The following is a 25,593-nucleotide window of genomic DNA, read 5'->3' on the forward strand; positions in this document are numbered from 1 at the left end:
ATTTGCTATTGACTTTAAAGCTAATTATTGGTTTTATAATAAGAGCTTGAATATCTAAGACTTTTAAACTAAAAAACTAAATTAAAGAGACTATGAAAAAAATGAAGTATATCGTTGCAATGTTGCTTATGATTGCAATAGGCTGTGACGACGACGACATTCGCGGAAATTTACCATTAACAAATTTTTCTCCTAATGCAGAAGTTAAAACTGATGGTTCAGGAGATGTTATCTTTAAAACTACGGTATCGGGTGCCACTTTAGTAGAGTACGATTTTGGGGACGGTACTACTGGAGAATCACTTACTGGTTATACTGTACATAGGTATACCGAAGCTGGTCAGAATACCTATACGGTGACAATTACGGCCACTGGCTCAGATGGCACTACGCTAACTGAAACGGTGGAGGTGACAATAGATTTACCTGTTACCAATTCGGACTTTGTAAACTTACTTACCAATGGAGATTCAAAAACATGGTTTGTTGCAGTGGCGCAACCCAGTCATTTAGGCTTAGGACCCGCAAGGGAAGGTATTGATGGAGATTGGTGGTATCCTAAATGGTATTCGTCTCAGGCTTTTGAAAAATGTAGTGACGAACTCTCAGATTGCTTTTGCGATGATGAATTGACCTTTTCAGTAGATAATAATGGAGAAGTTTCTTATGTGCTTGACAACAAGGGGCAAACTTTCTTTAACGTCGGTCATAAAGATGTGGCTGGAGGGACAGCAGATGAAGATTACTGTTATGATTACGATACCTCAGGTACCAAAAACGTGACTATAACAATGGTTTCAGGTAATGTTCCCGAAGGAGAAACTACCGGCACGCAAATGGATTTTTCTGATGGTGGGTTTATGAGTTATTATGTAGGTTCATCTTCCTATGAAGTTCTTTCGATTAGTGAGGATCTATTATATGTACGTACTTATGATAGTGAAAATCCAGATTTAGCGTGGTATCTTAGGTTTACTTCAGAAGCTGCAACCGGAGGAGGAGAGGAGTCTCTTGAGACCGTATACACCAATCTGGTTTGGTCTGATGAGTTTGATGTGGATGGCGCACCAAATCCAGTAAATTGGACTTATGATTTAGGAGCAGGTGGCTGGGGAAATGGTGAGGCCCAGGACTATACTAGTAATCCTGAAAACGTTAAGGTAGAAGACGGTATGCTGAAAATTACCGCTATAGGTTCAGGTGATGCAAGCGGTACCAAGCATTATTATGATGATATAACTTTGGTTGGTGCTGGAGGAGCAATTTCCGAAGTGGAAAATTTTGAAGGAACTGCTCCTGTATTTACCAACTTTGGAGGAGCTTCTTCTTCTGTTATTGATAACCCTGATACTACGGGAGAAAATACATCAACAAAAGTGGGCGAATCTTTAAAAACTAATGGTGCCGAGATTTGGGGAGGGTCTTTCTTTGATACATCCACTCCATTAGATTTGAGTACATATTCAACTATTAGTATAAAGACTTGGTCTCCAACTGTTGGAGCTGTAATTAGGTTAAAAATTGAAAACCAAGCCAATGATCAAGAATTCTTTGAGGTTGATGCTAATACTACGGTGTCTGAAGCATGGGAAACACTAACTTTTGATCTTAGTACTGCACCGGCGTTTACCTATGATAGAGTGGTATTGTTCTTTGATTTTGGGGTTAGCCCTGTTGGCAACGCCGCATATACTTCTGCACGAATTAAATCTGAAAATTTGTATGAGTTTACCTATGGTAGAGTAGAAGTTAGAGCTAAACTGCCTTCCGCCGGAGGTACATGGCCTGCATTATGGGCTTTAGGTGCTAACTTTGATGAAGTGGGATGGCCTGCAAGTGGAGAAATTGATATTATGGAACATGTAGGGAACAACTCAAATATCGTTTCCAGTGCTTTGCATTATCCTGGTAATTCAGGTGGTAATGCAGTAACGAATTCAACTGCTTTACCTACAGCAACATCTGAATTTCATAACTATACGGTGGAGTGGACTCCGGATAGCATTAAGTTTGTAGTTGATGATGAGCTAATACACACCAGTTTTGTGAATTCTATTGATACCCCATTTAATAATAATTTCTTTTTTATAATGAATATTGCAATGGGTGGTAGTTTAGGCGGTGTAATTGATCCCGCTTTTACCGAAGATACTATGGAGGTAGATTATATAAGAGTCTACCAATAATTTCAATTAAATTTAATAAAAAACGGCCAATGGATTTTATTCCATTGGCCGTTTTTTATTTATATACTTCTTCTGGTATAAGAATTTAATTATTACCTATAACTAAACTGCTTTTTCAAAAGAATAGGTTTCGATATCGTTACCTTGTTGTATATAAAGTAAACCTATGCTAAATCTCCTAACTAGGAGGGTAGCAAAGTAACAGTTTAGAACTTACGGTAGATTTGAACGTAACATTTTCTATAGCTGCTGATATGAAAATCTCATCACCTTGCTTATATGGATATTCTTCTCCATTGCATTGTAATGTACCCTCTCCTTGATACGCTACAACTACATAGAAGCCGCCATTAGAAGGAATTGAATATTCACCATCTAAATACAGTTCACTAAGGCCAAAACAGTCTGTGTGGGTTTTATTGAAGATTGTATTGTGTGTATGGTTATCAGAAGAGTCTAAAGTTTTTGGTTTTACCTTCCATTTATCCATTGCCTCTTCTAAGGTGTAATTGTCATAATGGAAACAATCCAGCATTTTCTGCTCTCCCACTCCTTGGTGTATCAACTCTTGGGAGATTTCCAATCCTGCGGGAGTCACTTTCTCCACGCGCATGGTATAATCAGTAGGTTCTTGTACTTCCATTAGGAAACATCCGCTACCAATTGCATGGGGTACACCGCCATAAATCATAAAGGCATCGCCTGGTTTTACTTCTATTTTATGAAGACTGTTTAACATGCCTTCTATATCTTGATTTACAAAAAGTTCTTCCCATTTTTCTCGGGTAACTCCTTTTTTAAATCCCATGTATACCACACTTTTTTCGCCGTCTATTTCTCTGGTGTTAAGAACGTACCATGATTCTGTTTTGCCGAACGAAGAATTTAAAATGTCTTTTGCATACGTCTTATCAGGATGTACTTGAATGGTTAAACGCTCTTGTGAATCGAGCATTTTTATCAATACGCCTGTAGAGCCAAATTTTTCAGCCACTTTTTTCCCTAAGAACAACTCCTTATTGTTTTCTATTAGGTCTTTAAGGGGCATTAAACCATCTTTAGTTTCTACTTTAGAAAGTCCCTCGTCCTCAGGTCTGTTTTTACCTCTGGCGGTTACCGTAGACATAATCCATTCTTCAGGAAAACTGTTGTCTACTTCCGGGGAATCTCTTTTCCATTTGTCGATTAATGCTCCTCCAGAGTAGGTGCGCCATACTCGGTTTGAAATTTGCTTTAAAGGAATTTGGGCGTATTTCTGTAAATCGTTATCCATGTTTTTAGTTTAGGAGTTCAATAACACCTTTAATACCAGTAACTGAGGTGAAAATTGCAAAAATTAATATGAGGGTTAAAATAACATTCGACTTAACATCGGCCTTATAAGTACCCATTAAATCTTTTCTATTTACCAAGTAAAAAATACCTAGAACAGTCAGGGGCAGAATAATAGCATTTAATGCTTGACTGATAATCATTACAAAGACCGGTTGAGCATCAAAAACAGGTACAACCAAACCTAATAGTGAAATTATAAATACGATGAGCCTGTATTTTGGTAAGCTCATATCGCGTTCAGATTCGTTGTAATCGCAGATCAGCCAGGGTAGCATTAAAATATTAGGAAACTGGGAAGATACACCTGCAGAAACAATACCTACCGCAAAAATTGAAGTGGCAAAACTACCGGCCAAAGGCTCTAATAATTCAATCATTTGAGAAGCTCTTGAGAGCTGTATGCCTTCTACGAACAAAGTACCAGCAGCGGCAGCCATAATAGAGCCACTTATAAGAAACATTAGAGTTACTGAAAACAATGCGTCGTTTCTTTGTTTTTTTAAATCATTTATAGTCCAACCTGCTTCTTTAACCAGAGTAGTCCGGATGATAAATAGACCTGAAAAAACAGTTGTACCTATGAGGGAAGCAATAATTAAAAGAGGGCCTTTTTCGCCACTTATCGTTTCTGGGACTGTTGGTATTAAACCTTTTATGATATCCATAGGAGGTGGCATCATAATAAAGAAATTAATTAAAAAACTGGCGGACATTATGGCTACTATAACGGCCAATGCTCTTTCAAAAAACTGGGTCTTACCATTCCAAAATATAAAATATACCATGGAAATAAAGAGAAGGGCAAAATAAATGGGAGATATACCGCCGTCTACTATTGTTTTTGACCACTCAAAACAGATATCTGCAACAATACCCATTACTCCCATAACACTACCGCAAACGCCTACGGTTAGTGCAATGATGAAAAATATACCTACTGCAGGGTGTATGTGTTTCTTAAATGCTTGTAAAGCTGTTTCACCTGTTACGAGCGTATAGCGTCCGTAAAGGTTAATCATGAAATAGGTAGTAAGGCAAGAGGCCAGAATAGTCCAAAGTAAAGACATGCCATAATCGGCTCCTGCTTTAGCCATAGAGGTAACACTACCGGTACCTATATTTAGGCCAAGTAGGAATATGCCCGGCAAAAATAGAGCGATGTAAGCGGAGAATTTGGTACGCCAATTTTGCTTATTATCTTCCATATTCAGTAGTTTTTTTATTCGTGATTGAGAGCTGAAAGGCTCGAATAAATATATTCCGAGACTTTGGAACAGCTATAAAAAAAGAATTTACTGACCTGTATCAGATCAGTAAATTCTAAAAGCTAACTCAAAACAATTTATCGTAAACAAGACAACTAAAAGGTTATCCGTATTCAATTTATATTTTATTGGTAAACCAGATTGGTTAACCAAATATATCAATATTTCACTAATAATCAAGGGAATTAGAGATATTTGAATAATGTTTTTGTTAGAATCATAAAATGACATTATGATAATTACCGATTTTGAAATTTCGGCTTTAAATGAAATCCCACCTATATTAGGTTTGTGCGTCCTAAATAGGTTCTTTTGAGCCCGTTCGGAATTTTAGAAATCGTAGAAAGACTTATAAAGAACAACCAGTTTTAAATATGCTGTGATGTTGAGGCTTCATTTCTTAGGAGGTGTTATTACCCCACTATTAAGGAATTAGTCGATTCTAAATTGATATTGCATAACGAACATCCATTTGCGACCATCTTTTAATATGCCTTCTACAGAGTTACTATAAATAGGTCTATTTTGAGCGTTTATTGATAATTTAGATAAGTGCCCGTTTAAATACCAATTCATACCAAAATCATATTGTAGTATACGGGATGGTATGGCATCAAAATCGGAATATTGAGCAGAAATGTAAGGCTGTAACCTGCCTTTGTTATTTTCTTTTCCCATAGTCGGGAAAAGATAGCCCAACTGTCCCCATAAAGCTTCTCCTGTACCCAATACAGGATAGCTATTTCCCTTGGCACTATAAGTTTCTTCTGTAGATAATAAACCATTTACAGGATTATTAGCTCCTATTTGCCTTATATAACCTGGTCCAAAGTCATAGTTGAAATAGCCTAAATATGCGGTAATTACCATTTCAGGATTGAACTTTAGGGGTAAGTCTAGATAAATATCAGCGGCAAAAAGTTTTAAATCATGAAATTGCTCTTTATTGTTCTTCAAAGACCATAAAGCATTGGGTTGAAGCGTATAGCCTATGCCTAGATTGAAGACTCTTTTTTTTCCTAGATAAGAGCCACTTAGAAAAGGAGAGGCATTACTTTCCGCATCTAAAAATTCATATTTTAAATAGCTAGAGTATTGTACATTGGGTTTCTTGTTGGTAAAACTGGCTAAACCCTCTACTGGTTCGGCATTTATGGTTGTACTGTTCTGAATAGCTAAGGGCTTTGCCAAAACTAGCCGATAATCTAGTTTGTCTATTTTTCCTTTTGCATATATGCTAAGCTTACGGATAAGGTCATCTGTACCGTTCAAGGTAGGCAGAGCAATAAAGCTTATGTCATAAGCTATCATTTTAGATGAACTTGGCGATGTGTATCTTGATAAACCGTTCCATGCAGATTTACCTCCGCCCACAGCAATATAATTAGACAATTTATGCTCTACATAGGCGTCTAATAAGTCTACCGAAGTACCACGAGAGGATAGGTAATTAAGGTTATTCACCCCCAGTTGAAAGAAGAATGTTGTCTTTGCCCAAGGACTTGTGCTCAATCCTAGTCTAAAGCGCCTTATAGAGATATCTGTAGTTGTAGATGCCGGTCTGTCGTTTATTGTACTTCCAGGATTATTTTGTGTATTACGTGCCCAAATTTGGGCATAGGTGCTTATTTTAAGCCATTGCTCTTTTTCATTATCTAAATAAAAGAGAAGCTTATTGTTACTTGGTTTGGACTGCGCCTGAATAGTGGAAAGACACGGTCCAATTACCAAAAAGTAGAGTATCACTCCATATGTTCGCCAGTACTTCATTCAATTCGTATAATATATTGTAGCACAGCCGACCATTTTCTAGAATCAACTTCAAGACCTTGATCGGTAGAATTGTAAATAGGCCTATTTTGTAAGCTGAGCGAAAATTTAGAAAGGTGATCTTTAAGAAACCAATTAATACCTAGGTCATAATAAGTCATGGGTTCGTTCAGACGGTCAAAATCGGAATACTGTACAGCGGCGTAAGGCTGCAATTTTCCATAATATTTTGTTCGCCCCATACTAGGAAAAAGGTATCCCATTTGCATATAGATGGAGTTGCCACTTCCCACCGAAGGAAAAGCGTTTCCGGGTCCGTTAAAGGATGCTTGGCTATTATCTAATGTTAGTGTAGTATTGTTGGTAGCTGTATTTCGTATATAATTAGGTCCAAAATCGTAAGTGAAATAACCCAAGTAAGCGGTAATGGCTGTCTTTTTTGCAGTATCTATCGGTAAATCTAGAAATGCATCTATGGACCAGAGTACCATGTTGTGAAATACTTCGGTATCGTTTTTAGTCGTAGACAGCGCATCATTCTGGTATTCGCCACCTATTCCTATAGAAAGTATTTTCTTTTCACCCAAATAAGTCCCATTACTAAAAGGAATACGGTTTGCTTCAGCATCCCAGAACTCCCATTTTAGATAGGTGGAATAGATACCACCTTTCATTCTATCATTAAACTTTGCGATATTCTCTTCTGGCTCTTCCTCAGCATCACTATTATTGCTGGATAAAAATGGTTTGGAAGCCACAATGCGGTAATCTAGCCGTCCCAACTTTCCTTTAGTATAGACACTTAGTTTACGGATAAGGTCATCTGCCTCGCCATCTGTTGGCAGCGCCAGTAGAAGCAAGTCATTAGTGAGCAACTTAGAAGTGTTGGGTGCCGAATAGCGGGAAAGCCCTGTCCAAGCTGTTTTTCCAGCACCAATGAATAAGGATTTGGTGACTTCATACTCTGCGTATGCATCTAATAAATCTAGTGATGTGCCACGAGGTGACTGGTAGTTGAGGTTATTGATTCCAAACTGTGAATAAACCCAAAGTCTATCACTAACCTGTGCTTGAAATCCCAATCTAAAACGTCTAACAGAAACATCATAAGTATAGTGTTCTGGTGCTTCAGAAATAGTGCTGCCAGGATTGTTCTCGTTCATTCTCATCCAAAGTTGGGTGTACATGTGTACCGCCAGCCAATGGGTCTTTTCTTCATTTAAAAAGAATTTTAATTTTTTAGTCCTAAGTGCCGTACTATCATTTGTCTGTGCAAAGACTTGACCAACACTAAAAAGAATAAAAATGAACGCAGTAATCTGTCTTACTAAGGCTTTGTTCATTATGCGTGGATTACTTCAATTATAAGATAAATCTTATTTAATTAGATTTCGTTTTATGAAACTTGTCATCTTTTTGATTCAGATTTCATGGTTTTGTTCTTAGTAAAAGAATAGAAATTTTTCGTGATACATTTCTCCATTTTTAAAGATAATAGCTTGGTAACATAAATTTAATCATATGTAAAGTTCTGTAATTAAGGTGTTTTTGTAATCTTATAGAGGGTTTTTAATTATGGTGCAATTTATATCAATCCTAATTTTAACTATATGACATCTGTCATATTTTAGGCACAGATGAGGACTTAACTTTGGCAATGAATAATTAAAATACAAGCAAGATGAAAAAAAATCCTACAATTCTGATTCCGTTCAACTTTTCAAAAACGGCAAAAAAAGCATTGGACTATGCTGTACACTATGTAGGTCAAGATAAAGACCTTAAGATTATTCTAGGGTATGTTTCTGAGACCCACGATATAGATATTCTTAAAGAAGCGTTTAAAGCTGTTGAGGAGGAATATGCTAAGATTCTTAAAAATAAAATTGAATGGATTGCTATTAACGGCGAGTTAACCGAGTCATTGGTTAAAATTCAAGAAGATGAGCAAGTAGACCTTATTATTATGGGTACGTTTGGCGCATTTGATAATGAAGATTCTTCACCAACAAATACTTCAAAATTAGTATTAGAGATTGACTGTCCGGTTTTGGTCGTTCCTTTTGTTACTAATAAAATTGAAATCAAGAATATTGGTTTAGTACTTGGGAAAGAAGAAATAGAAGATAAGAGTGTTCTTGATACCTTGCTTAAGGTGGCAAGAAGATTTAATGCCAAAGTATATGTAATTACTATTGAAAACAGTGAAGGGATATACGGCTACTCTTCAACAGAGGAAAAGAATGAAAATTCATTAGAGTACTATCTTGAAGATTTCTATTCAGAACATGTGTTTATAGAAAATCCTGATGTAGTAAAAGGGGTGCTTGAGTATGCTTCTAGTAAGGAATTGGATATGATAGCAATTCTTCCTAATAACCACTCAAAAAAGAGCGAACCTTCAAAAGGGGCACTTACAGAAATGTTCACTTTACATTCGCAAATCCCAGTATTAGCTATTGATTAGCACCCATAAATAAAGAATTCATGACTATACTGTTTGTGATTTTGGCAGTGACCATCGCTTTATTTGTTTGGGGGCGTTTTCCTCCAGATGTGGTGGCTTTAATGTCTATGTTGGCGCTATACCTTGTTGGTATTCTTAATATGGAAGAAAGCTTAAGCGGTTTCAGTAACCCAACTGTAATAATGATTGCGGCGCTATTCATTATTGGAGAGGGTCTCGCAAGAACGGGTTGGACTGCCCTTGCTGGTAAAAAGTTTGTGGAGTGGGCCGGTAAAAGTAAATCCAAACTATTGATTTTGGTTACGTTAGGTTCAGGAGTTCTTTCTGGCTTTGTTAGTAATACGGGTACGGTAGCAGCACTGCTTCCGGTTACGGTTTCGGCAGCTTGGAAGGCAGGAACTTTACCATCAAAATTACTTATGCCTGTAGCGTTTGGGTCTAACACTGGTGGTCTTTTAACCTTAACGGGAACACCACCTAATATTATTGTAAGCAACGTCTTGACTGAAAATGGAATCCCTTCATTTTCATTTTTTGAATTTGCTCTGGTAGGCCTTCCTCTATTGTTAATAGTGATACTCTATTTTAAATTTATAGGATACCGTCTTTTACCAAATCACGAAACAGAAGATAAGCCTGTAAATATAGATTCTGAAGTTCATAAATGGATTAAGAACTATAGTATTGGTGATAATATGTATCGCTTACGTATTCGTTCTATGTCAGAATTGATTGGGACTGAAATTGGAAGTTGGGATTTTGAGAAAAATTACAATGTATCTGTTATGCGCTTACGCCGTAGACACCCTAGTGTTTTAAAAGGCACACCAGCTTATGTTGAATTTCCGGAACCGGATACGCAGATGCGTTACCATGATATTATAACGGTTAAGGGTACGGCCAAAGATGTAGATAGGATAATCTTAGCGTTCAAACTAGGGCTAATTCCTAAAGAGTTTAAGTCATCTGAAGTAAAAAGAGAGCTTATTAATCAAGAAGTTGGTATGGTAGAAATGATTGTTACGCCCACCTCTTTTTTCGTTGGTAAAACCTTGCCAATGGGTAAATATTTAAACAAGTGGAGCATACAGTTGTTAGGGGCTTCACGAGACGGTAAACCTATTGGAGATAAGAATGTGACCATCAAAGCAGGTGATGCATTTGTAATCAGAGGCTCTTGGGAAAACATTGAAGCATTGAATAATGTATATGAGAACTTAGTAGTTTCTGGTAGTCCAGAAGCAATGGCAAAAGACGTAGATGTCCTTACGCCAAGGTCGTACATCGCATTGGGGACTTTAATATTAATGATTTTATTGTTGGTCTTAAAGGTAATGCCAAGTGCTATTGCTGCTTTAATATGTGCAGGAATAGTAATGATTACCGGCTGTGTTCCTATATCAAAGGCTTACAAAGGTATAAGTTGGACGAGTGTGGTCATGATTGCTGCTATGATACCTATGGGTATTGCTTTGCAAAAGACTGGAGCTGCAGAAATGATATCTAATGGATTGGTTAGTTATTTGGGAGATATTCACCCCGTAGTGCTTTTGGGAGGAATATTTTTGGTAACCACTGCTTTTAGTCAGACTATTAATAATTCTGCTACCGCAGTTTTAATGGCGCCTATTGCGCTCATGGCGGCGCTTTCTTTAGGAGTTTCTCCTAAACCTTTTATGATTACTGTAGCTATTAGTGCCTCTACAGCTTTTTTAACTCCTGTGGGAACCACAACAAATGCCATGGTTATGGGAGCAGGAGGATATAAATTTATAGATTATGTAAAAGTGGGTGGGCCACTTTTACTGTTGCTCTTTATAGCAACAATGCTTTTGGTGCCAGTAATATGGCCCTTTTAATATGAACCACTAAAAAATAGAATTATGGAAACATTATCACGAATGCCCAAAAACGCAAATCTTGAAAAGTACGGGCTGAAAAATGTAAAAGCTAACTGGAACCTAGACGGAGAAACTCTTCAGAAATTAACTGTTGAGAAAGGTATGGGTACAGAAACAGAGAATGGTACCTTATGTGTAAATACAGGTAAATTTACCGGTCGGTCTCCAAAAGACCGTTTTATTGTAAAAGATGATTATACCGCAGACAAAGTGTGGTGGGGTAGAATAAACAAACCTCTAGATTCTGCAAATTTCGATAAGCTTTATGATGAAGTTGCTAACTATTTATCCGACACAGAAGTATATGTGCGAGATGCTTATGTAGGCGCTGCACCAGAATATAGAATGAATGTCCGCACAATTACGGAATACCCATGGTCAAATTATTTTGTTAAGAATATGTTCATTCAATTGAACGATAATGAAATTGAAAATTTTGAAGAAGAATGGGTAGTTCTTTGTGCTCCTGGGTTCGTGGCAAAAGACCCGGAAGCTTTTGGAATAAGAGCTGGTAATTTCTCTATTTTGGATTTCACAAGAAAAGTAGCCTTGGTTGCAGGGTCTGCTTATACTGGAGAAATGAAAAAAGGTATTTTTTCTGCTTTAAACCTTATCCTGCCAATTGAGAAAAATGTATTGCCAATGCACTGTTCTGCTAATTATGGCCAAGATGGTGACACGGCTATCTTTTTTGGACTTTCAGGAACAGGAAAAACTACCTTGTCCGCAGATCCTAACCGTAAACTTATAGGAGATGATGAGCATGGTTGGACAGCAGATAATATTGTATTCAATTTTGAAGGAGGTTGTTATGCTAAGGTAATTGATCTTACAGAAGAAAAAGAGCCAGATATTTTTCGTGCTATTCGCCCAGGTGCTTTGTTAGAAAACGTAGTTTTTAAAGAAGGAACAAAAGAGGTTGATTATTCAGATAGTTCTATCACTCAAAATACAAGAGTTAGTTATCCTATTAATCATATTGATAATATACAAGTACCTTCTTTCGGAGATAATCCAAAGAATATTTTCTTTTTAACCTGTGATGCTTTTGGAGTATTGCCACCAGTATCAAAACTTACACCAGGACAAGCTGCATATCACTTTATATCTGGTTACACGGCAAAAGTTGCAGGTACAGAGGCTGGTATTAACGAGCCTGTTCCTTCTTTCTCCGCATGTTTTGGAGAGCCATTTATGCCATTGCACCCAACTAAGTATGCAGAAATGCTAAGTAAAAAAATGACTGAGGCCGGTGTTAATGTATGGTTGTTGAACACAGGTTGGAGTGGAGGTCCTTACGGTGTAGGGTCAAGAATAAAATTGAAGTATACTCGTGCCATGATTTCTTCAATTTTAGAAGGCGAGTTGGAAAAAGTAGATTTTGAACAACACCCTATTTTTGGTTTACATATGCCTAAATACTGTCATAACGTGCCTACGGAACTGTTAGATCCAATGAACACTTGGCTTCAGAAAGGAGCATATATCAGTAAAGCTATACAACTAGCACATTCGTTCCATTTAAACTTTGATAAATTCATTAACCAAGCTTCGGATGAAGTTATAAACGGCGGGCCATTAATTGATGCTCACCAGATAATGGATAGTGATATCTAAAATTTATTTATAAACGGAATTGTGTTACATTTTTAAGGAATGAACTGGTCTTGACTTTTGTGTTTACATAAAAAAGTCAAGACCTTTTCAATAGGTTCATTTAAAGAATTGCATCAATCAAATTGAATTTTATAGTTATGGAAACAACTCTTGATAACAACGTAAAGAATAAACTTGCTACTTGGAATCATCCTTATAAGGTAGCGAAGGAATTCAGCAAAAGAACAGCTTATTTTAGTATGGAATTTGCCTTGCACCAAGGTTTAAAAACCTATTCTGGTGGTTTAGGTTTTCTTGCAGGATCACATATGAGATCTGTTTACGATTTAAAGCAGAATGTAATTGGTGTTGGTATCTTGTGGAAATACGGATACTATGACCAAAATAGAAATAGAGATCAAACTCTACGGGTAGATTTTGTTGAAAAAAACTATAGTTTTCTAGAAGATTCTGGTCTTGAGGTAGAAGTTAGGGTAAATAACAATTACCAGGTAAAAGTTCGTGCTCTTGTGCTTAAGCCTGAAGTTTTTGGTTCTGCTCCTATCTATTTCTTAACTACCGATGTTGAAGGCAATGATTTTCTTTCTCGTAGCATTACCAATAATTTATACGATTCAAACCAAGAGACTCGTGTGGCTCAAAGTATAGTTCTTGGAATTGGGGGAGCGAAAATTATTGAGGCCTTGGGTGGTGCAGATGTTTATCACCTTAATGAAGGTCATGCCCTGCCCGCTTTTTACTATTTGCAGAATCAAGGTAGCAAAGCTCAGATGGCTTTTACGACCCACACTCCTGAAAGAGCGGGTAATGTAGAGAACAATGCGTATTATCTAAATAATTTAGGCTTTTTTGGAGAACGATTTTCTGATGAACAAGTACGTCAGAAAATGACAAACGGTGATAATGTTAACCACACAGTGGCGGCATTAAGGTTCGCGGGCACGGCAAATGCGGTATCAAAATTACACGCTGTAGTTGCTGCTAATATGTGGAAGGATTTTTCAGGGACAGCCAAAATAATACCTATTACCAATGCTCAAAACTTGCTTTTTTGGCAGGATGATGAGGTGAAAAAAGCATGGAAAAAGAAAGATGCTAAGGCTTTTGTTAAAAGAAAAAAAGAACTTAAGAAAAGTCTCTTTGAAGAAGTGCTTGAGCAAACGGGCAAAATTTTTGATCCTGAAGTGTTGACCATAGTTTGGGCAAGACGATTTGCTGAGTATAAAAGAGCGGATTTATTATTGCGTGATCTTAACCGATTTGAAGAGCTTTTGAACAACAGCGAGCGCCCTGTTCAGATTATATGGGCAGGAAAGCCTTATCCAACTGATGGTTATGCTATTGATGTTTTCAATAGATTGGTGAATTACACGAAATATAGACCCAACTTAGCTGTATTGACAGGTTATGAAATTGGACTTTCTAAAAAGTTGAAAGAAGGATCAGATGTTTGGTTGAATACACCAAGAATCACTAGGGAAGCTTCTGGTACTAGTGGAATGAGTGCAGCATTTAATGGCTCCATAAACCTCTCTACAGATGACGGTTGGATTCCAGAATTTGCTCAAGATGAAAAAAATTGTTTTGTTCTGCCAGCAGTTGATTTCAATTTACCCACGCAACAGCAAGATTATATAGATAGTAATAATCTATATGATATTTTGATAGAAAAGATTTTACCCACTTTCTATGATAAGCCAAGCGAATGGAATAAAATTGTTTTCAAAGCTATTGATGATGTTGTGCCTGAATTTACAAGCGAACGCATGGCAAAGCAATATTACAAAGAGCTATACTTACAGGAAAAATGATAGTAATTTGAATGTATAAAAAAAGGGGTAAGCTAATTGCTTTCCCCTTTTTTTATTTGTTTTACATGGTAAAAGGTTGGCCAGTACTTTGTAAGACGCTAAACCAGAATTCACCCTCCATATTAATCTTTTTTCGCTTATTAACAACCTTCAAAATGGGCAGATAAACAAATTTGTTATTTAGCCTACCCACAACAAATTTGGTTTTTCCGGCCATGGCTCCATGTACGGCATGGTAGGCTAATCTATTGCAGAAAAGACTGTCGTTGGCATTGGCGGGAGCACTACGTATAATGTAACTAGGGTCAATATATTTAATAGTACACTTCATGTCTTCGGCATCAAAATATGCCTTAATACGGTGCTTCAATAGTAAACCAATGTCTTGATGAATAATATTGCCAGATGCGTCTGTATAGGTCTTACTGTCTTCACCAAATAAATGCTGGCCAGCTCCTTCGGCCACTACGATTACGGCATGGCGCTTTTGGTTAAGCCTTTTTTTGAGAGCCTCTAAAAAACCGTTTTCACCCTCAAGCTGAAAGTCCATTTCTGGAACGAAAACAAAATTAACTACGGGCATGGCAATTGCAGTAGAAGCTGCGATGAAACCGCTATCCCTACCCATTAGTTTTACGATAGAAATACCGTTGAATGCTCCTGTGGCCTCATTATGTGCATCCCTAATAATAGGGCTTGCCACGTCAAACGAGGTTTCAAAGCCAAAGGATTTGTCAATAAGATCAATGTCATTATCAATCGTTTTAGGAATACCTATAATTGAAATGTCTAATCCTCTTTTCTCTATCTCATCACCAATAGCATTTGCACCTTTTAATGTACCGTCTCCACCAATGGTGAATAATAAATCGATTTTATTTTTTACAAGGGAGTCTACCATTTTTTCTACAGACTGAGCACCTCTTGAAGAACCAAGTATGGTGCCTCCAAACTCATGTATGTCTTTTACCTTGTCCGGGACGAGGTCTATAAACTCGTGCCCGTTTTCAGGAATAAGACCTTCATAACCATATTGCACACCAAGAATCCGTTTTACACCGTAGAAATAATGTAAAGCCATGACAAGACCTCGTATAACATTGTTTATTCCAGGGCAAAGTCCGCCGCAGCTAACAATTGCCGCCGTAGTTTTTTTAGAATCAAAAAAGAGTTTTTCTCTGGGTCCAGCTTTTTCCAAACACGCAGGGCTAGTTTTGTTTTCAATACAAGTATTAAAACTCTCTAGGGAAACGTCTGCTAAAATTCTATCGTGTTCTTCTACGAAGTTAAATATTTTATCTCCTGTGGTCTTACTAAGATTTATGGGAGAAGAGAAAGTATTTGCTCCTAATGAGGAAATATTAAAATTAGTTTCAGAGCTCATAGTCTTGATTGGTTTTATGTACACATAACTTGCTTTAAAATTACGCAGTATATCTTACGCAGACCAGAAAAATCAATTTTTTATATAAACCGAAAAAATATAGCATAATAAGTGCTTTTAACTCAGTTTATTCACGAGTAATTGAAGATTTATAAAGTGTGGATTTAAAAATCTTCATTGTTCTAAGGCTTGGTAATAGAATGTGCTTTTATGTGAGCTGAGGTTATGATTTGAGTAAATTTTTGCAATAGTATTTTTGGTTTTTAAAGGTGTTAATTGTGTGAGATAAGACCAGTTTTTAAATGTGGCTTTTTCTATTGTATGTAAGTGAGTTGAATGTGTTATTTTAAATAAATAAAATTGGAATTCAGATATATAAAATGATTTGGTTTCGGAATTGGTAAGTAAAATAATGGAAACAACTTGGGCAATACCTAATTTTCATACTTCGTTTTAGTTTTATGGAAGGTTTAAGTGTAATTATCTGGTTTATAGTAAGTAATGGATGAAAATATGCTATCTTGTCTGAGCCTCAATTATACTATTCCTAATTCTGCACTGAAAAATTTTTAGATGAGAGAATTTTTATGGTGTTTATGTGAAATCGCCTAAACATCTAATAAAATTTTACTTAATAAAATGCCGATTGACTAATATTTCTGTCAATTATCGTAGTAGAGGTAATAATCGTCAAATGTTAATTAATTCATTCATATATTTGGTAGCTGCTTTAAGCATTAAAGGATAGTTGTAACCATTTTTATCTTAAAAAATTAGTTCCCCCCCCATGAATTCAAAAAATAGGTTCATACTTATAAATTTACTGGCGTTTGAGTTTGTTCTCTTGAATGTAGTATTGACTATTTGTTTCATGTTCAATCTACCGGATTTCACTTTTAGTGATACAGCCATTCTTTTCAATATGGTCCGTTTAATGGTTATATACAATATTACTTGGTTGGTAATTATTATGTACATCCGTAATAGCGAATTTTATTTTGATCCTAACTTTGGTTATTTTAAGAGTATTGTTACATCCCTATTTTTCTTCGTGGGCTTTGTGATTAGTGTGGTTATTTTATTGAAAATCAGATATTTCCCTAGGTCAACTTTTATAATTCCTATCTTTATATTTTCCTATCTTAACTTAGTTAGTCATAAGTATCTGTTAAGGTATTTGAAGAAAAGAGCTTCGCATCTTTTTTCTGATACGTTGCTTATAGGTTCTGGTTATGATGATAGTAATATTAAAAGTTTTACCAGTGCAATGACCCAATATGGTTATAATATAATGGGTTACTTGGAGAACAAAGAGGATAGGCCCGAGAATGTTATGAATTTTAATATTTTTGGAGGTGTTGATGATTTATCAGAAGCCTTGGCTAATAATCGTATAGACGATATTTTTATAGCTATGGCAGGTATGAAATATGATAAAATCATGGAGACTATTAAGATAGCGGATAGTTTTGGAGTACGTGTAAAGCTAATTCCTAAAAATCCGCTTCTTAAGTCAAAAAATTATAAAGCCGTTACAATGGGTGATCTTGCTGTCTTTAAGCTTAGAGAATCACCTTTAGATCACTTTAGGTCAACTATATTGAAGCGATTGTTTGATTTTTGTTTTGCTTTTTTTGTGTTACTTCTTCTTTCACCATTATTTCTAATTATTGCTATTCTTATTAAAATAGATTCTAAAGGACCTATTTTTTATACTCCAAGTAGAAAAGGTGAAGCAAGTAAAACATTTAAATGTTTTAAATTTAGAACTATGTCAGTATCGCAAGACCCTAAGAGTGGCATGCAATCAACAATAGTTAATGACCCTAGAATAACCCGTGTAGGTAAGTTCTTAAGAAAGGGAGATTTGGATGAACTACCGCAATTCTTTAATGTGCTTAGAGGAGAGATGAGTGTTATTGGTCCAAGGCCACATAGGATAAATTTACAAAACGATTTTAGAAAGAGTGTGAACCATTATATGGTTCGAAGCTATATTAAACCGGGTATTACCGGTTGGGCTCAAGTAAACGGATGGCGTGGCCCAACTGTTACTGATGAACAGAAGAACCAAAGAGTAAATCACGATTTGTGGTATATAGAAAATTGGAGCCCATGGTTAGATTTAAAAATAATTTTCTTAACGATTTTTGGAAGCCATCACAAGAAAGCATTTTAGAAATATCCTCTAGAGGCTTGATCAATATTTTGATTCTAAACGTATGTTCTATTCAAGCTTGAAACAATCAAAAAAAATAGACCAAAGTAAAATTTAAAACATGACAATTAAACCAGGCATGAAAAAACCGGCAATCAATTTTTTTAAAAGTATATATGGGGTGTTATCTATACAACGCATCATTATAGTATTGGTTACTCTAACGTTGACATCTTGTTACACTTCTAAAGGAGTTAATTATCTTCAAAGTGAAAGTCATGAAATGACTTTACGTTTGCGACCTACTGAATACGGTGTTCAGCCTAATGATGTATTAAGCGTTAAAGTTCAGAGTAGAGATCCTGATCAAGTGGCGTATTTTAATAACGCAACAGTAGCTAATATAAATTTACAGGCCAATCCAGCTTCTTTATTTCTAACTGGCTATACAGTTGATAAGGCTGGCTCAATACATTTAGCTATTGTAGGTAGTTTAAAGGTGCAGGATTTAACCATAGAGGAAATAAGGGATTTGGTACAGACCGAGATAGATAAATATTTATTGAATGCTGTGGTGTCTGTTAAGATAACGAGTTTTAAAGTTTCTGTCTTAGGAGATGTTAAAAATCCAGGAACTAATTATATTTATAATACACAAGCTACTATTTTTGAGGCTTTAAGCGCAGCAGGAGATTTAAACATATCGGGTAAGCGTAAGAATGTAAAATTGATTCGTCAACATGGTGATAAATCTATTGTTGTTGATTTAGATCTTACCAGTCCTGATATTATAGGGTCACCTTACTATTTTCTACACCCTAATGATGTATTGTATGTTGAAACATCGAAGGAAAACCTTTTTCAAAGAAACTTAGGGGTTTTCAGTTTGGTATTGTCTGCGATATCCACCACTATTTTAGTGTTGAGTTTTAATTCAAACTAAATAAAAAATCAAGATATTTTCTTAAGTATCAGACTTGAATTTCATGATGGTTTAAACATTGAAAAGTATGTTTACACTTGAGTAAAATAATAATGACAACGTAATGAAAGAGAATAAGAATAATCAAGTTAACCCTCAGCAGGAGATTAACTTAAAATTATTTTTTCGGAAGATGTATAAGAACAAAATGTTCTTTATAGCCAGTATTGGTTTCTTCCTCCTTTTGGCTTTGATTTATATAGCGGCGGCTACGCCAATATATGAAGTATCAACATCGGTACTTATTGACTCTAAAGGTACAAACCGTGTTCTGGGAGATAGTAAATATGTAGACGGTGGAGTGAGTTTAATAGAGATGGAAAAAAACCTGTATAACGAAATAGGTATTTTGAAATCCTTTAGTCTAATAAGACAAACTATAGAAGATTTAAACTTTGATGTGTCTTATCATACATCAAGTTTATTTTCGTCAAAAGAGAGATATGGTTATTTCCCTTTTGAAGTACAATTAGATCGTTCCAAACCTCAATTGTATGGTGTTCCTTTTGAAATTGAAATACTGTCTGGAGATAGTTATAAACTAACTATTGAAGGTGATGAGTTTGGTGTATCCAACCCAGTTAATGGCTCAGTTAGGAATGTAGAAAGAAGTTTTGATTTCTCTCAGGAGTTTAAGTTTGGAGATAAGGTTGAGCACGAGTATTTTACATTTACTTTGAATAAACCAGAGTATAGCGTTAGCCAAGAAGATTTTGATGGAGATAATCTAAGCTTTGAAGTTAGTAACGTAGAAAGTGTAGCTAAAGGCTACATGGGTAAGCTTGAAGCTGATAATATTGACATACAAGCTAGTATTTTTAAAATAGTTTCGTCTGGACCTATCGTTAGCAAGGAAGTTAGTTTTCTTAAAAAACTGACAGAAAATTATGTATACAATGAGCTTTCTTCTAGAAATGAGATAGCGGCTGGTAAAGAAGCGTTTATTAGAAATCAATTAAGTGTTATATCTGATTCTTTAACAAGGTTTGAAGTAGAATTAGAAGCATTCAAAATAGATAAAAAGGCCATGGATTTAGGTGCTACAGCTTCAAATGCACTCGATCAGACCAATAACTTGCAGGTTGAGGCGGCTAAGATTAAGATGAACATTAACTATTATAATTCTATTATACGAAGTGTACGTAATAATAAGAATAGTGATGATTTTATAATGCCTTCTGGTATTGGTGTTGAAGATGCTTCTATTAATCAGAATATTCAGGAGCTGAAAAACCTTTATGCAGAACGTTCTAAAAAGAAGTTTTTCGTTACCAGTAATAATCAAGAAATGACCATTTTAAATGGTCAAATTCAAGAGTCTACCCAAATATTGTTAAGCAATCTAAAAAGCGCAGTGAGATCGTCACAAGCAGCTTTAGGGGGTATTACCTCACAGTTAGAAGGTATAGATGAAGAAATTAGTTCTTTGCCAACAAGAGAAATTCAATTATTAAACATACAGCGCCAAAATACGCTCTATGAAAACCTTTATAAGTATTTGAGTCAAGAGTTGGCTAAGACAGGTATAGCTAGAGCAGAAAGTACATCTGATACACGAATTTTAGATGAAGCCAGAATGGAAGGTAGTGGGCCAGTGGCTCCTCAAAAATCATTGTTGTTGGCGCTTGCCTTCGTATTAGGAGCATTAATACCTCTTGGGTGGATGATTTTCTTTTCACCAGATGATACTATTGAAAATGTACATCAAGTAATGGCTAATAGTGATATGCCAATTATTGCAAGCATAATACACTATGATGATGGAACAAAAGAAAAATCATCTAAAATTCCTTTTATAGGGGAAGAACTTCAGAAGATAACTAGAAAAATAAAGGGAAGTGGGAAATTGTTCGATTTTGTCGGCCAAAATTTCAAAACCTCCGAAGCCGATTCAGAAGTGTCTCTTTGGAAACTTAAAGAATCTTTTAGAGACCTTAGTACAAATTTAAAACTTGTTAATTCTTCAGGTAAAGGAGTTATTGGTATAACTTCTATTTTACCGGAGGAAGGTAAAACGTATAGTGCGATTAATCTAGGTATAACACTTGCCGAGGCGGGTAAAAAAACCATTATTGTAGATGCAGATTTAAGAAATCCAAGTTTAGTTAAAGGTATCCGTAAGATAAAGGGTAAAGGGTTGTCAAATTACTTAAAAGGAGAAATAAATTCTGTTAATGAGGTTGTTCATTCGCACGAGAGAGTGAGTAATTTAAAATTTATTCCTACAGAAATAGTAGATGGTAATGTTCAGGAATTACTGTCTGGTGATAAGATGAAATCACTAATTGAGAAACTCAAATTAGAGTATGACTATGTAATTCTTGATACACCAGCTGTTGGTTTAGTTTCAGACTTTTTATTGCTTTTAGATGTGATGGATATTAACCTGTTTGTGGTTAGAAGAAACGTTTCTAAAATTGAATTTCTCGAAGATTTGGATAATTTAATTCCACGAGATAAAAAGAAGAAAAGTTATATCATTTTTAATGATGCCCTTAAAGAAGATCATAAATATGGGTATGAAGCGAAGTATGGTTTGAACAAAGAAAAACAATTGGTAGATAAGTCCTTTACAGTATAGATTTATTTATCAAATTGATAGACTCTAAGTCGCAATGAACAATTACGGACAGCATTTTAAATGGCCTGGGGCACACTTAGAACACTTTTACATATACTTTGTAATTGCTGGTATTACTGCCTTTTATTTGACCTATAAGAGTGATTCCAAGTATAAATTGGAGGGTTTTCTTTTGTCGTTTTATTTCTTGACTGGAAATATAAATGAACTCTTGACTATTAAGATTCCGGGGTTTAGTTTTTTTGAAATACAGCCGCTTAGGCTTATATATCTTCTACTTCTATTTTTTATAGTTAGGAAGACCTTACTGTCTAAGGAAAAACTTCCATCTTCTTCTAAAAGGAGAACTCCTTTATTCATGATACCTCTTGCTTTATATATTGTGTTGCTCACCATTTCTATAGGAGTCAATGTTGATGAAGTTGGGCCTGGGGACGCTTTAAAAACAATCTTAGAGTCCTTCGCATTTGTTATTATACTTATCGGTCTAAAACTAATGGCAGACCAGCCAACCTATGATTTAATTGGAAAATCCATTGTAATAGGAGCTGTCGTAACATCTGTAGTCGCAATTATACAATTAGGCGTTGAGCCATATTTCATGAGAATTGGAGACAATAGAGCTGCTTTTGGTTCTGTAATAAGGTCCAATGGTATTTTTAGTACAGAGTATTTTCATTCCTATTTTTTAATCATTGCTATTGTTTGGGTATTTACAACAATTAAGAACAACCTTTTGAAAACAGGTCTTGTTATTTTGTTTTCTATTGGTGTGGTAACATCTTTCATGAGAATGAGTTGGATAATACTTGCATTAGTGTTAGTCACCTATTTAATTTTTATTAATAAAGTGGCTCTAGAAAAGATACTGTTTGCCGGTCTTGCTGGTCTTGCCATGCTGTTGTGTGTTACTATTTTCTATTATCAAGATATAGCAAATAGTGCAGTCGTAAAAGATAGACTTACGGATTCCGTTGGAGGTAGAAAAGGGTATTATAATATGGTGTTGAATAATATACATAAGAAACCATGGTTAGGTTATGGAGGCTTAAAAAATGATGTGTATTACATAAACCTGTTGAGGATAACCGGAGACAGGGATCGTGCTACGGCCACTACTGGAAGTTTACATAGCGGCTATTTTCAATCTCTTTTTGAGTATGGGGTGCCAGCATCTATTTGCTTTACGTTGTTTGTGTTGTTATCAACACTTTACTACTCAAGGTCATTTAAGAATAATTTATATTTTGTAATTCCATTTTTAGCAAGTGTAATTTTTATGGTAGGTAACCTTACTAATACGTTTTTGTTTTTATCCTACATTTCAGTGCTATACGCGGTACATATTGGTATGGGTATGGGAATACAAAAAATTGAAGAAACTAAAATTCTTCGCCCCAAAACTGAGTATTTAAAATAGCCCAAGATTTACGTATGAAATTATTAGAAAAGGTACAAGGTCTTATCGGAAAAGGTAACGGAAGGACATCAAAGGCTAAAAAGAATATTTTTTTGACCATTATCATCAAGGGGTTGGGAATCTTAATTGGATTTCTATACTTTCCCTTGTCATTGGATTACCTAGGAGCCATGAAATTTGGGATATACCTTACCCTTTTATCTACCATAGATTGGTTTTTAAATTTCGATATTGGCATAGGACTAGGTTTAAGAAACAAGTTTGGAGAAGCTATTGCTAGAGATGAAGAAAAGGAAGCTGTGCATTATGTTAGTACCGCTTACTTCGTTTTAGGGGGGATAGTAACCCTACTAACGTTCGTTTTACTTGCTTTAAACTTTATACTTCCTTGGACGGCGTGGCTTAATATAGCTCCCGATATGGTTGAGGAAGTAAAAATGTTGGGAGCGGTAATTATTGTTGCTTTTGGCGTTAGGTTTGTAACCCGTAATGTTTATGAGATATTTTACGCGTTGCAGAAAATGGCGTACGTAGAGTATTTTTCTTTATTGACTAAGGCTTCTTTTTTGGTGTTGATTTTATTGATACCATATGTAATGAGTGACTCTTTGCTTCTTTTTGGAACAGCAAAGGCTATGACGTTTGCCTTAGTGCCATTATTTGTTGGACTTTATTTTTTTAGGCGGAAATTCAGTCAGTATAGACCAACACTTAAGGCTGTGAAATTGGATTACTTTAAGGATCTTTTTTCCCTGGGAGTTAAATTTTTTCTTATCAAAATATCTCTTCTTGTAATACATCAGACTAACAACCTTTTAATTGCAAGTTTTGTATCCTTAGAAGGAGTGCCTCAGTATGAAGCAGCATATAAGTACCTCTCTATATTTATGATTCTTTTTGTGATTATCACAAATCAACTTTGGCCTTCCAATATCGAAGCATATGTAAAGGGAGATATAGAATGGATGAGAAAATCTTTGAAAACGGTGGTGAAAGTATGGTTTGTTACTTTGGTGCTTGCCGTCATTATGGTATTGATTTCACCGTTTGTTTATAAGTTTTGGTTACAAGGTAATCTTGAAATACCAATTGGTATTTCAATTACTGTAGCCGTATCCGTCTGTCTGGTTACTTGGATTAATATTTTTAGTATTGTATTGAATGGAACAGGTAAGATAAGGATTCAGATGTACGCTTATCTTTTTGCGGCCGTAATAAACATTCCTGCATCATTGTTCTTTGTCAAAGTTCTAAACCTTGGTGTGATAGGTATTGTTTTAGGTACCGTAGCTTGCTTGATACCGTTGGCCATTTTAGCTCCAATTCAGGTTATGAAAATATTAGCTAAAAAAGAAAGAGGCATATGGGCACAATAAAAAATTTGGCCCACAATATAGACGTAGCCGATAGAACATCGCTTACAAATCAAAATATACACCAACTATAGTTTTTGCAGAACAGAATATGAAGAATCAAAAACATGTTATTTTTCTAGGAGAAGCTAGGTTTCCTTATGGCTTGGCATCAGTTCAGAGAATGACTTTGATGGCAAGGGCATTGCTCCATGAAAATATTAAAGCAACGATTATATGCCGCAAAGGTTCCTGGAACAAAGGGGAGCATCCAGACTTTAAATATGAAGGTGTATACGAGGGCATCAATTATATTTATACTTCTAAAGAAGTTCATAAGCCAAGTGGTTTCATTAACCGAAATTTACAGAAGTTTAGAGGGGTCTATGGAGAGTATCAGTATTTGAAAAAGTTGAAGCAAGAAGGTGAAATTAGCATGGCTATACTATCCAACAGAAAGTTAATACACGTTTTTCGGTATCTTTTTTTTGGTTCCCTATTCAAGTTTCCAATAGCTATAAACCTCGTCGAAATGGCTTCTTCAATGCAACATAAAAGAAGTTTTTCAAGAAAGGTTAATGATTATGTGCTGGATAAATGGGTAGTTAAACTTTACGATGGAGCCCTTCCCATTAGTGACAAGTTAATGAGTTTTTATGGTGATGCATGTCCAACCAAGCCTAACTTAAAATTGCCCATTGTATGCGATTTTGATAAGTTTGATATAGCTAGAGAGCCATCTGAGCCATATTTCTTGTACTGTGGCAGTATTTCTTACCGGGAGGTTATAGACTTCATTTTGGAAGCTTATAAACGTATCGCACAAGATGAAAACGTAAAGTTGTATATGATTGTAAGCGGCGAGAGCAAAAAAGAAGTAGCTAGGTTTCAGCAAGAAATGAACAATATGTTCGAAACCAATCCTATACAGTTATTTTCCAACATACCATATTCAGATTTAGTAAGCTTGTATGTAAATGCAAAGGCACTACTTATTCCGCTTAGACCAACAATTCAAGATACATCAAGATTTCCACATAAAATTGGAGAATATTTAGCTTCTGGAAACCCAGTTATCACAACTAATATTGGAGAAATACCTAATTATTTCGAAGATGAAATAACCGCTTTGATGGCTGATACCTATGACATTGATGCTTTTGCGCAGAAAATGAAATTTGTGGTAGACAATCCAGAAAAAGCTATAGAGATAGGTCTTAATGGTCAGAAGTTGGGTTTAAGAGAGTTTGACTATAGAACACATGGTTCACGTTTGAATAAATTTATAGAGGGCCTGTAAAACGTCCGATAATCAAATGATTACTTTGTAGGTAATAAATCAATAACTCTAATATCTATATCAA

At 35.6% G+C, this 25,593-nt stretch carries 16 protein-coding genes; 11 read left to right on the forward strand and 5 right to left on the reverse strand.

The window, feature by feature from the left end:
* The first annotated feature begins 92 nt into the window (after positions 1-92).
* Positions 93-2,186 (forward strand): family 16 glycosylhydrolase, encoded by a 2,094-nt coding sequence (locus tag HW347_RS20725; RefSeq protein ID WP_225902001.1) that lies wholly within the window; start codon positions 93-95, stop codon positions 2,184-2,186.
* Between the two features lie 178 nt (positions 2,187-2,364).
* Here the strand turns inward: HW347_RS20725 and HW347_RS19850 are convergent, their stop codons facing one another.
* The 4 genes from HW347_RS19850 to HW347_RS19865 all read right to left on the reverse strand — a co-directional run bounded on the left by HW347_RS19850 (position 2,365) and on the right by HW347_RS19865 (position 7,899).
* Positions 2,365-3,459: a type I phosphomannose isomerase catalytic subunit gene (locus HW347_RS19850; RefSeq protein WP_214613465.1), complete on the reverse strand. Its 1,095-nt coding sequence runs from the start codon at positions 3,457-3,459 to the stop codon at positions 2,365-2,367.
* A 4-nt stretch (positions 3,460-3,463) separates the two neighbouring features.
* Entirely contained in the window at positions 3,464-4,726 is a 1,263-nt protein-coding gene (locus HW347_RS19855; RefSeq protein ID WP_214613466.1) for an Nramp family divalent metal transporter, read from the reverse strand.
* A gap of 492 nt (positions 4,727-5,218) precedes the next feature.
* Positions 5,219-6,556 (reverse strand): hypothetical protein, encoded by a 1,338-nt coding sequence (locus HW347_RS19860; RefSeq protein WP_214613467.1) that lies wholly within the window; start codon positions 6,554-6,556, stop codon positions 5,219-5,221.
* A complete protein-coding gene (locus tag HW347_RS19865; RefSeq protein WP_214613468.1) occupies positions 6,553-7,899 on the reverse strand; it encodes a hypothetical protein in 1,347 nt (448 codons plus the stop codon). Before HW347_RS19865 ends, HW347_RS19860 begins: the two co-directional genes overlap by 4 nt.
* 338 nt (positions 7,900-8,237) lie before the next feature.
* On the opposite strand from HW347_RS19865, the gene HW347_RS19870 reads away from it, so the two are divergent.
* The 4 genes from HW347_RS19870 (at position 8,238) to glgP (ending at position 14,352) form a co-directional block, all read left to right on the forward strand.
* The gene (locus HW347_RS19870) at positions 8,238-9,023 is read left to right on the forward strand and encodes a universal stress protein (protein ID WP_214613469.1); all 786 of its coding nucleotides are present in this window, start codon (positions 8,238-8,240) and stop codon (positions 9,021-9,023) included.
* Between the two features lie 20 nt (positions 9,024-9,043).
* A complete protein-coding gene (locus tag HW347_RS19875) occupies positions 9,044-10,882 on the forward strand; it encodes an SLC13 family permease (protein WP_214613470.1) in 1,839 nt (612 codons plus the stop codon).
* A gap of 24 nt (positions 10,883-10,906) precedes the next feature.
* Complete coding sequence (gene pckA / locus HW347_RS19880; protein WP_214613471.1) at positions 10,907-12,541, forward strand: phosphoenolpyruvate carboxykinase (ATP); 1,635 nt, start codon at positions 10,907-10,909, stop codon at positions 12,539-12,541.
* Between the two features lie 137 nt (positions 12,542-12,678).
* Complete coding sequence (glgP, locus tag HW347_RS19885; RefSeq protein ID WP_214613472.1) at positions 12,679-14,352, forward strand: alpha-glucan family phosphorylase; 1,674 nt, start codon at positions 12,679-12,681, stop codon at positions 14,350-14,352.
* 61 nt (positions 14,353-14,413) lie between these two features.
* On the opposite strand, the gene HW347_RS19890 is transcribed toward glgP, so the two are convergent.
* On the reverse strand, positions 14,414-15,736 hold the full coding sequence (locus HW347_RS19890; RefSeq protein WP_214613473.1) for an ATP-dependent 6-phosphofructokinase: 1,323 nt from the start codon (positions 15,734-15,736) through the stop codon (positions 14,414-14,416).
* A gap of 787 nt (positions 15,737-16,523) precedes the next feature.
* Here HW347_RS19890 and HW347_RS19895 point away from each other — a divergent pair.
* From HW347_RS19895 to HW347_RS19920, 6 genes are all read left to right on the forward strand, one after another.
* Positions 16,524-17,915 carry an exopolysaccharide biosynthesis polyprenyl glycosylphosphotransferase gene (locus tag HW347_RS19895; protein ID WP_225902002.1) on the forward strand — a complete coding sequence of 464 codons (1,392 nt, stop codon included), beginning with the start codon at positions 16,524-16,526 and terminating at the stop codon, positions 17,913-17,915.
* Between the two features lie 100 nt (positions 17,916-18,015).
* The gene (locus HW347_RS19900) at positions 18,016-18,837 is read left to right on the forward strand and encodes a polysaccharide biosynthesis/export family protein (RefSeq protein ID WP_214613475.1); all 822 of its coding nucleotides are present in this window, start codon (positions 18,016-18,018) and stop codon (positions 18,835-18,837) included.
* Between the two features lie 103 nt (positions 18,838-18,940).
* A complete protein-coding gene (locus HW347_RS19905; protein ID WP_225902003.1) occupies positions 18,941-21,457 on the forward strand; it encodes a GumC family protein in 2,517 nt (838 codons plus the stop codon).
* A 358-nt stretch (positions 21,458-21,815) separates the two neighbouring features.
* Complete coding sequence (locus HW347_RS19910; RefSeq protein ID WP_214613477.1) at positions 21,816-22,877, forward strand: O-antigen ligase family protein; 1,062 nt, start codon at positions 21,816-21,818, stop codon at positions 22,875-22,877.
* Between the two features lie 14 nt (positions 22,878-22,891).
* Positions 22,892-24,253, forward strand: a complete 1,362-nt coding sequence (locus HW347_RS19915) for an oligosaccharide flippase family protein (RefSeq protein WP_214613478.1) — start codon at positions 22,892-22,894, stop codon at positions 24,251-24,253.
* 88 nt (positions 24,254-24,341) lie between these two features.
* Positions 24,342-25,529, forward strand: coding sequence for a glycosyltransferase (locus HW347_RS19920; protein ID WP_214613479.1), 1,188 nt, complete (start codon positions 24,342-24,344; stop codon positions 25,527-25,529).
* Positions 25,530-25,593: the final 64 nt, after the last annotated feature.

The sequence above is a fragment of the Zobellia barbeyronii genome (genome assembly GCF_018603515.1).
GTDB lineage: Bacteria > Bacteroidota > Bacteroidia > Flavobacteriales > Flavobacteriaceae > Zobellia > Zobellia barbeyronii.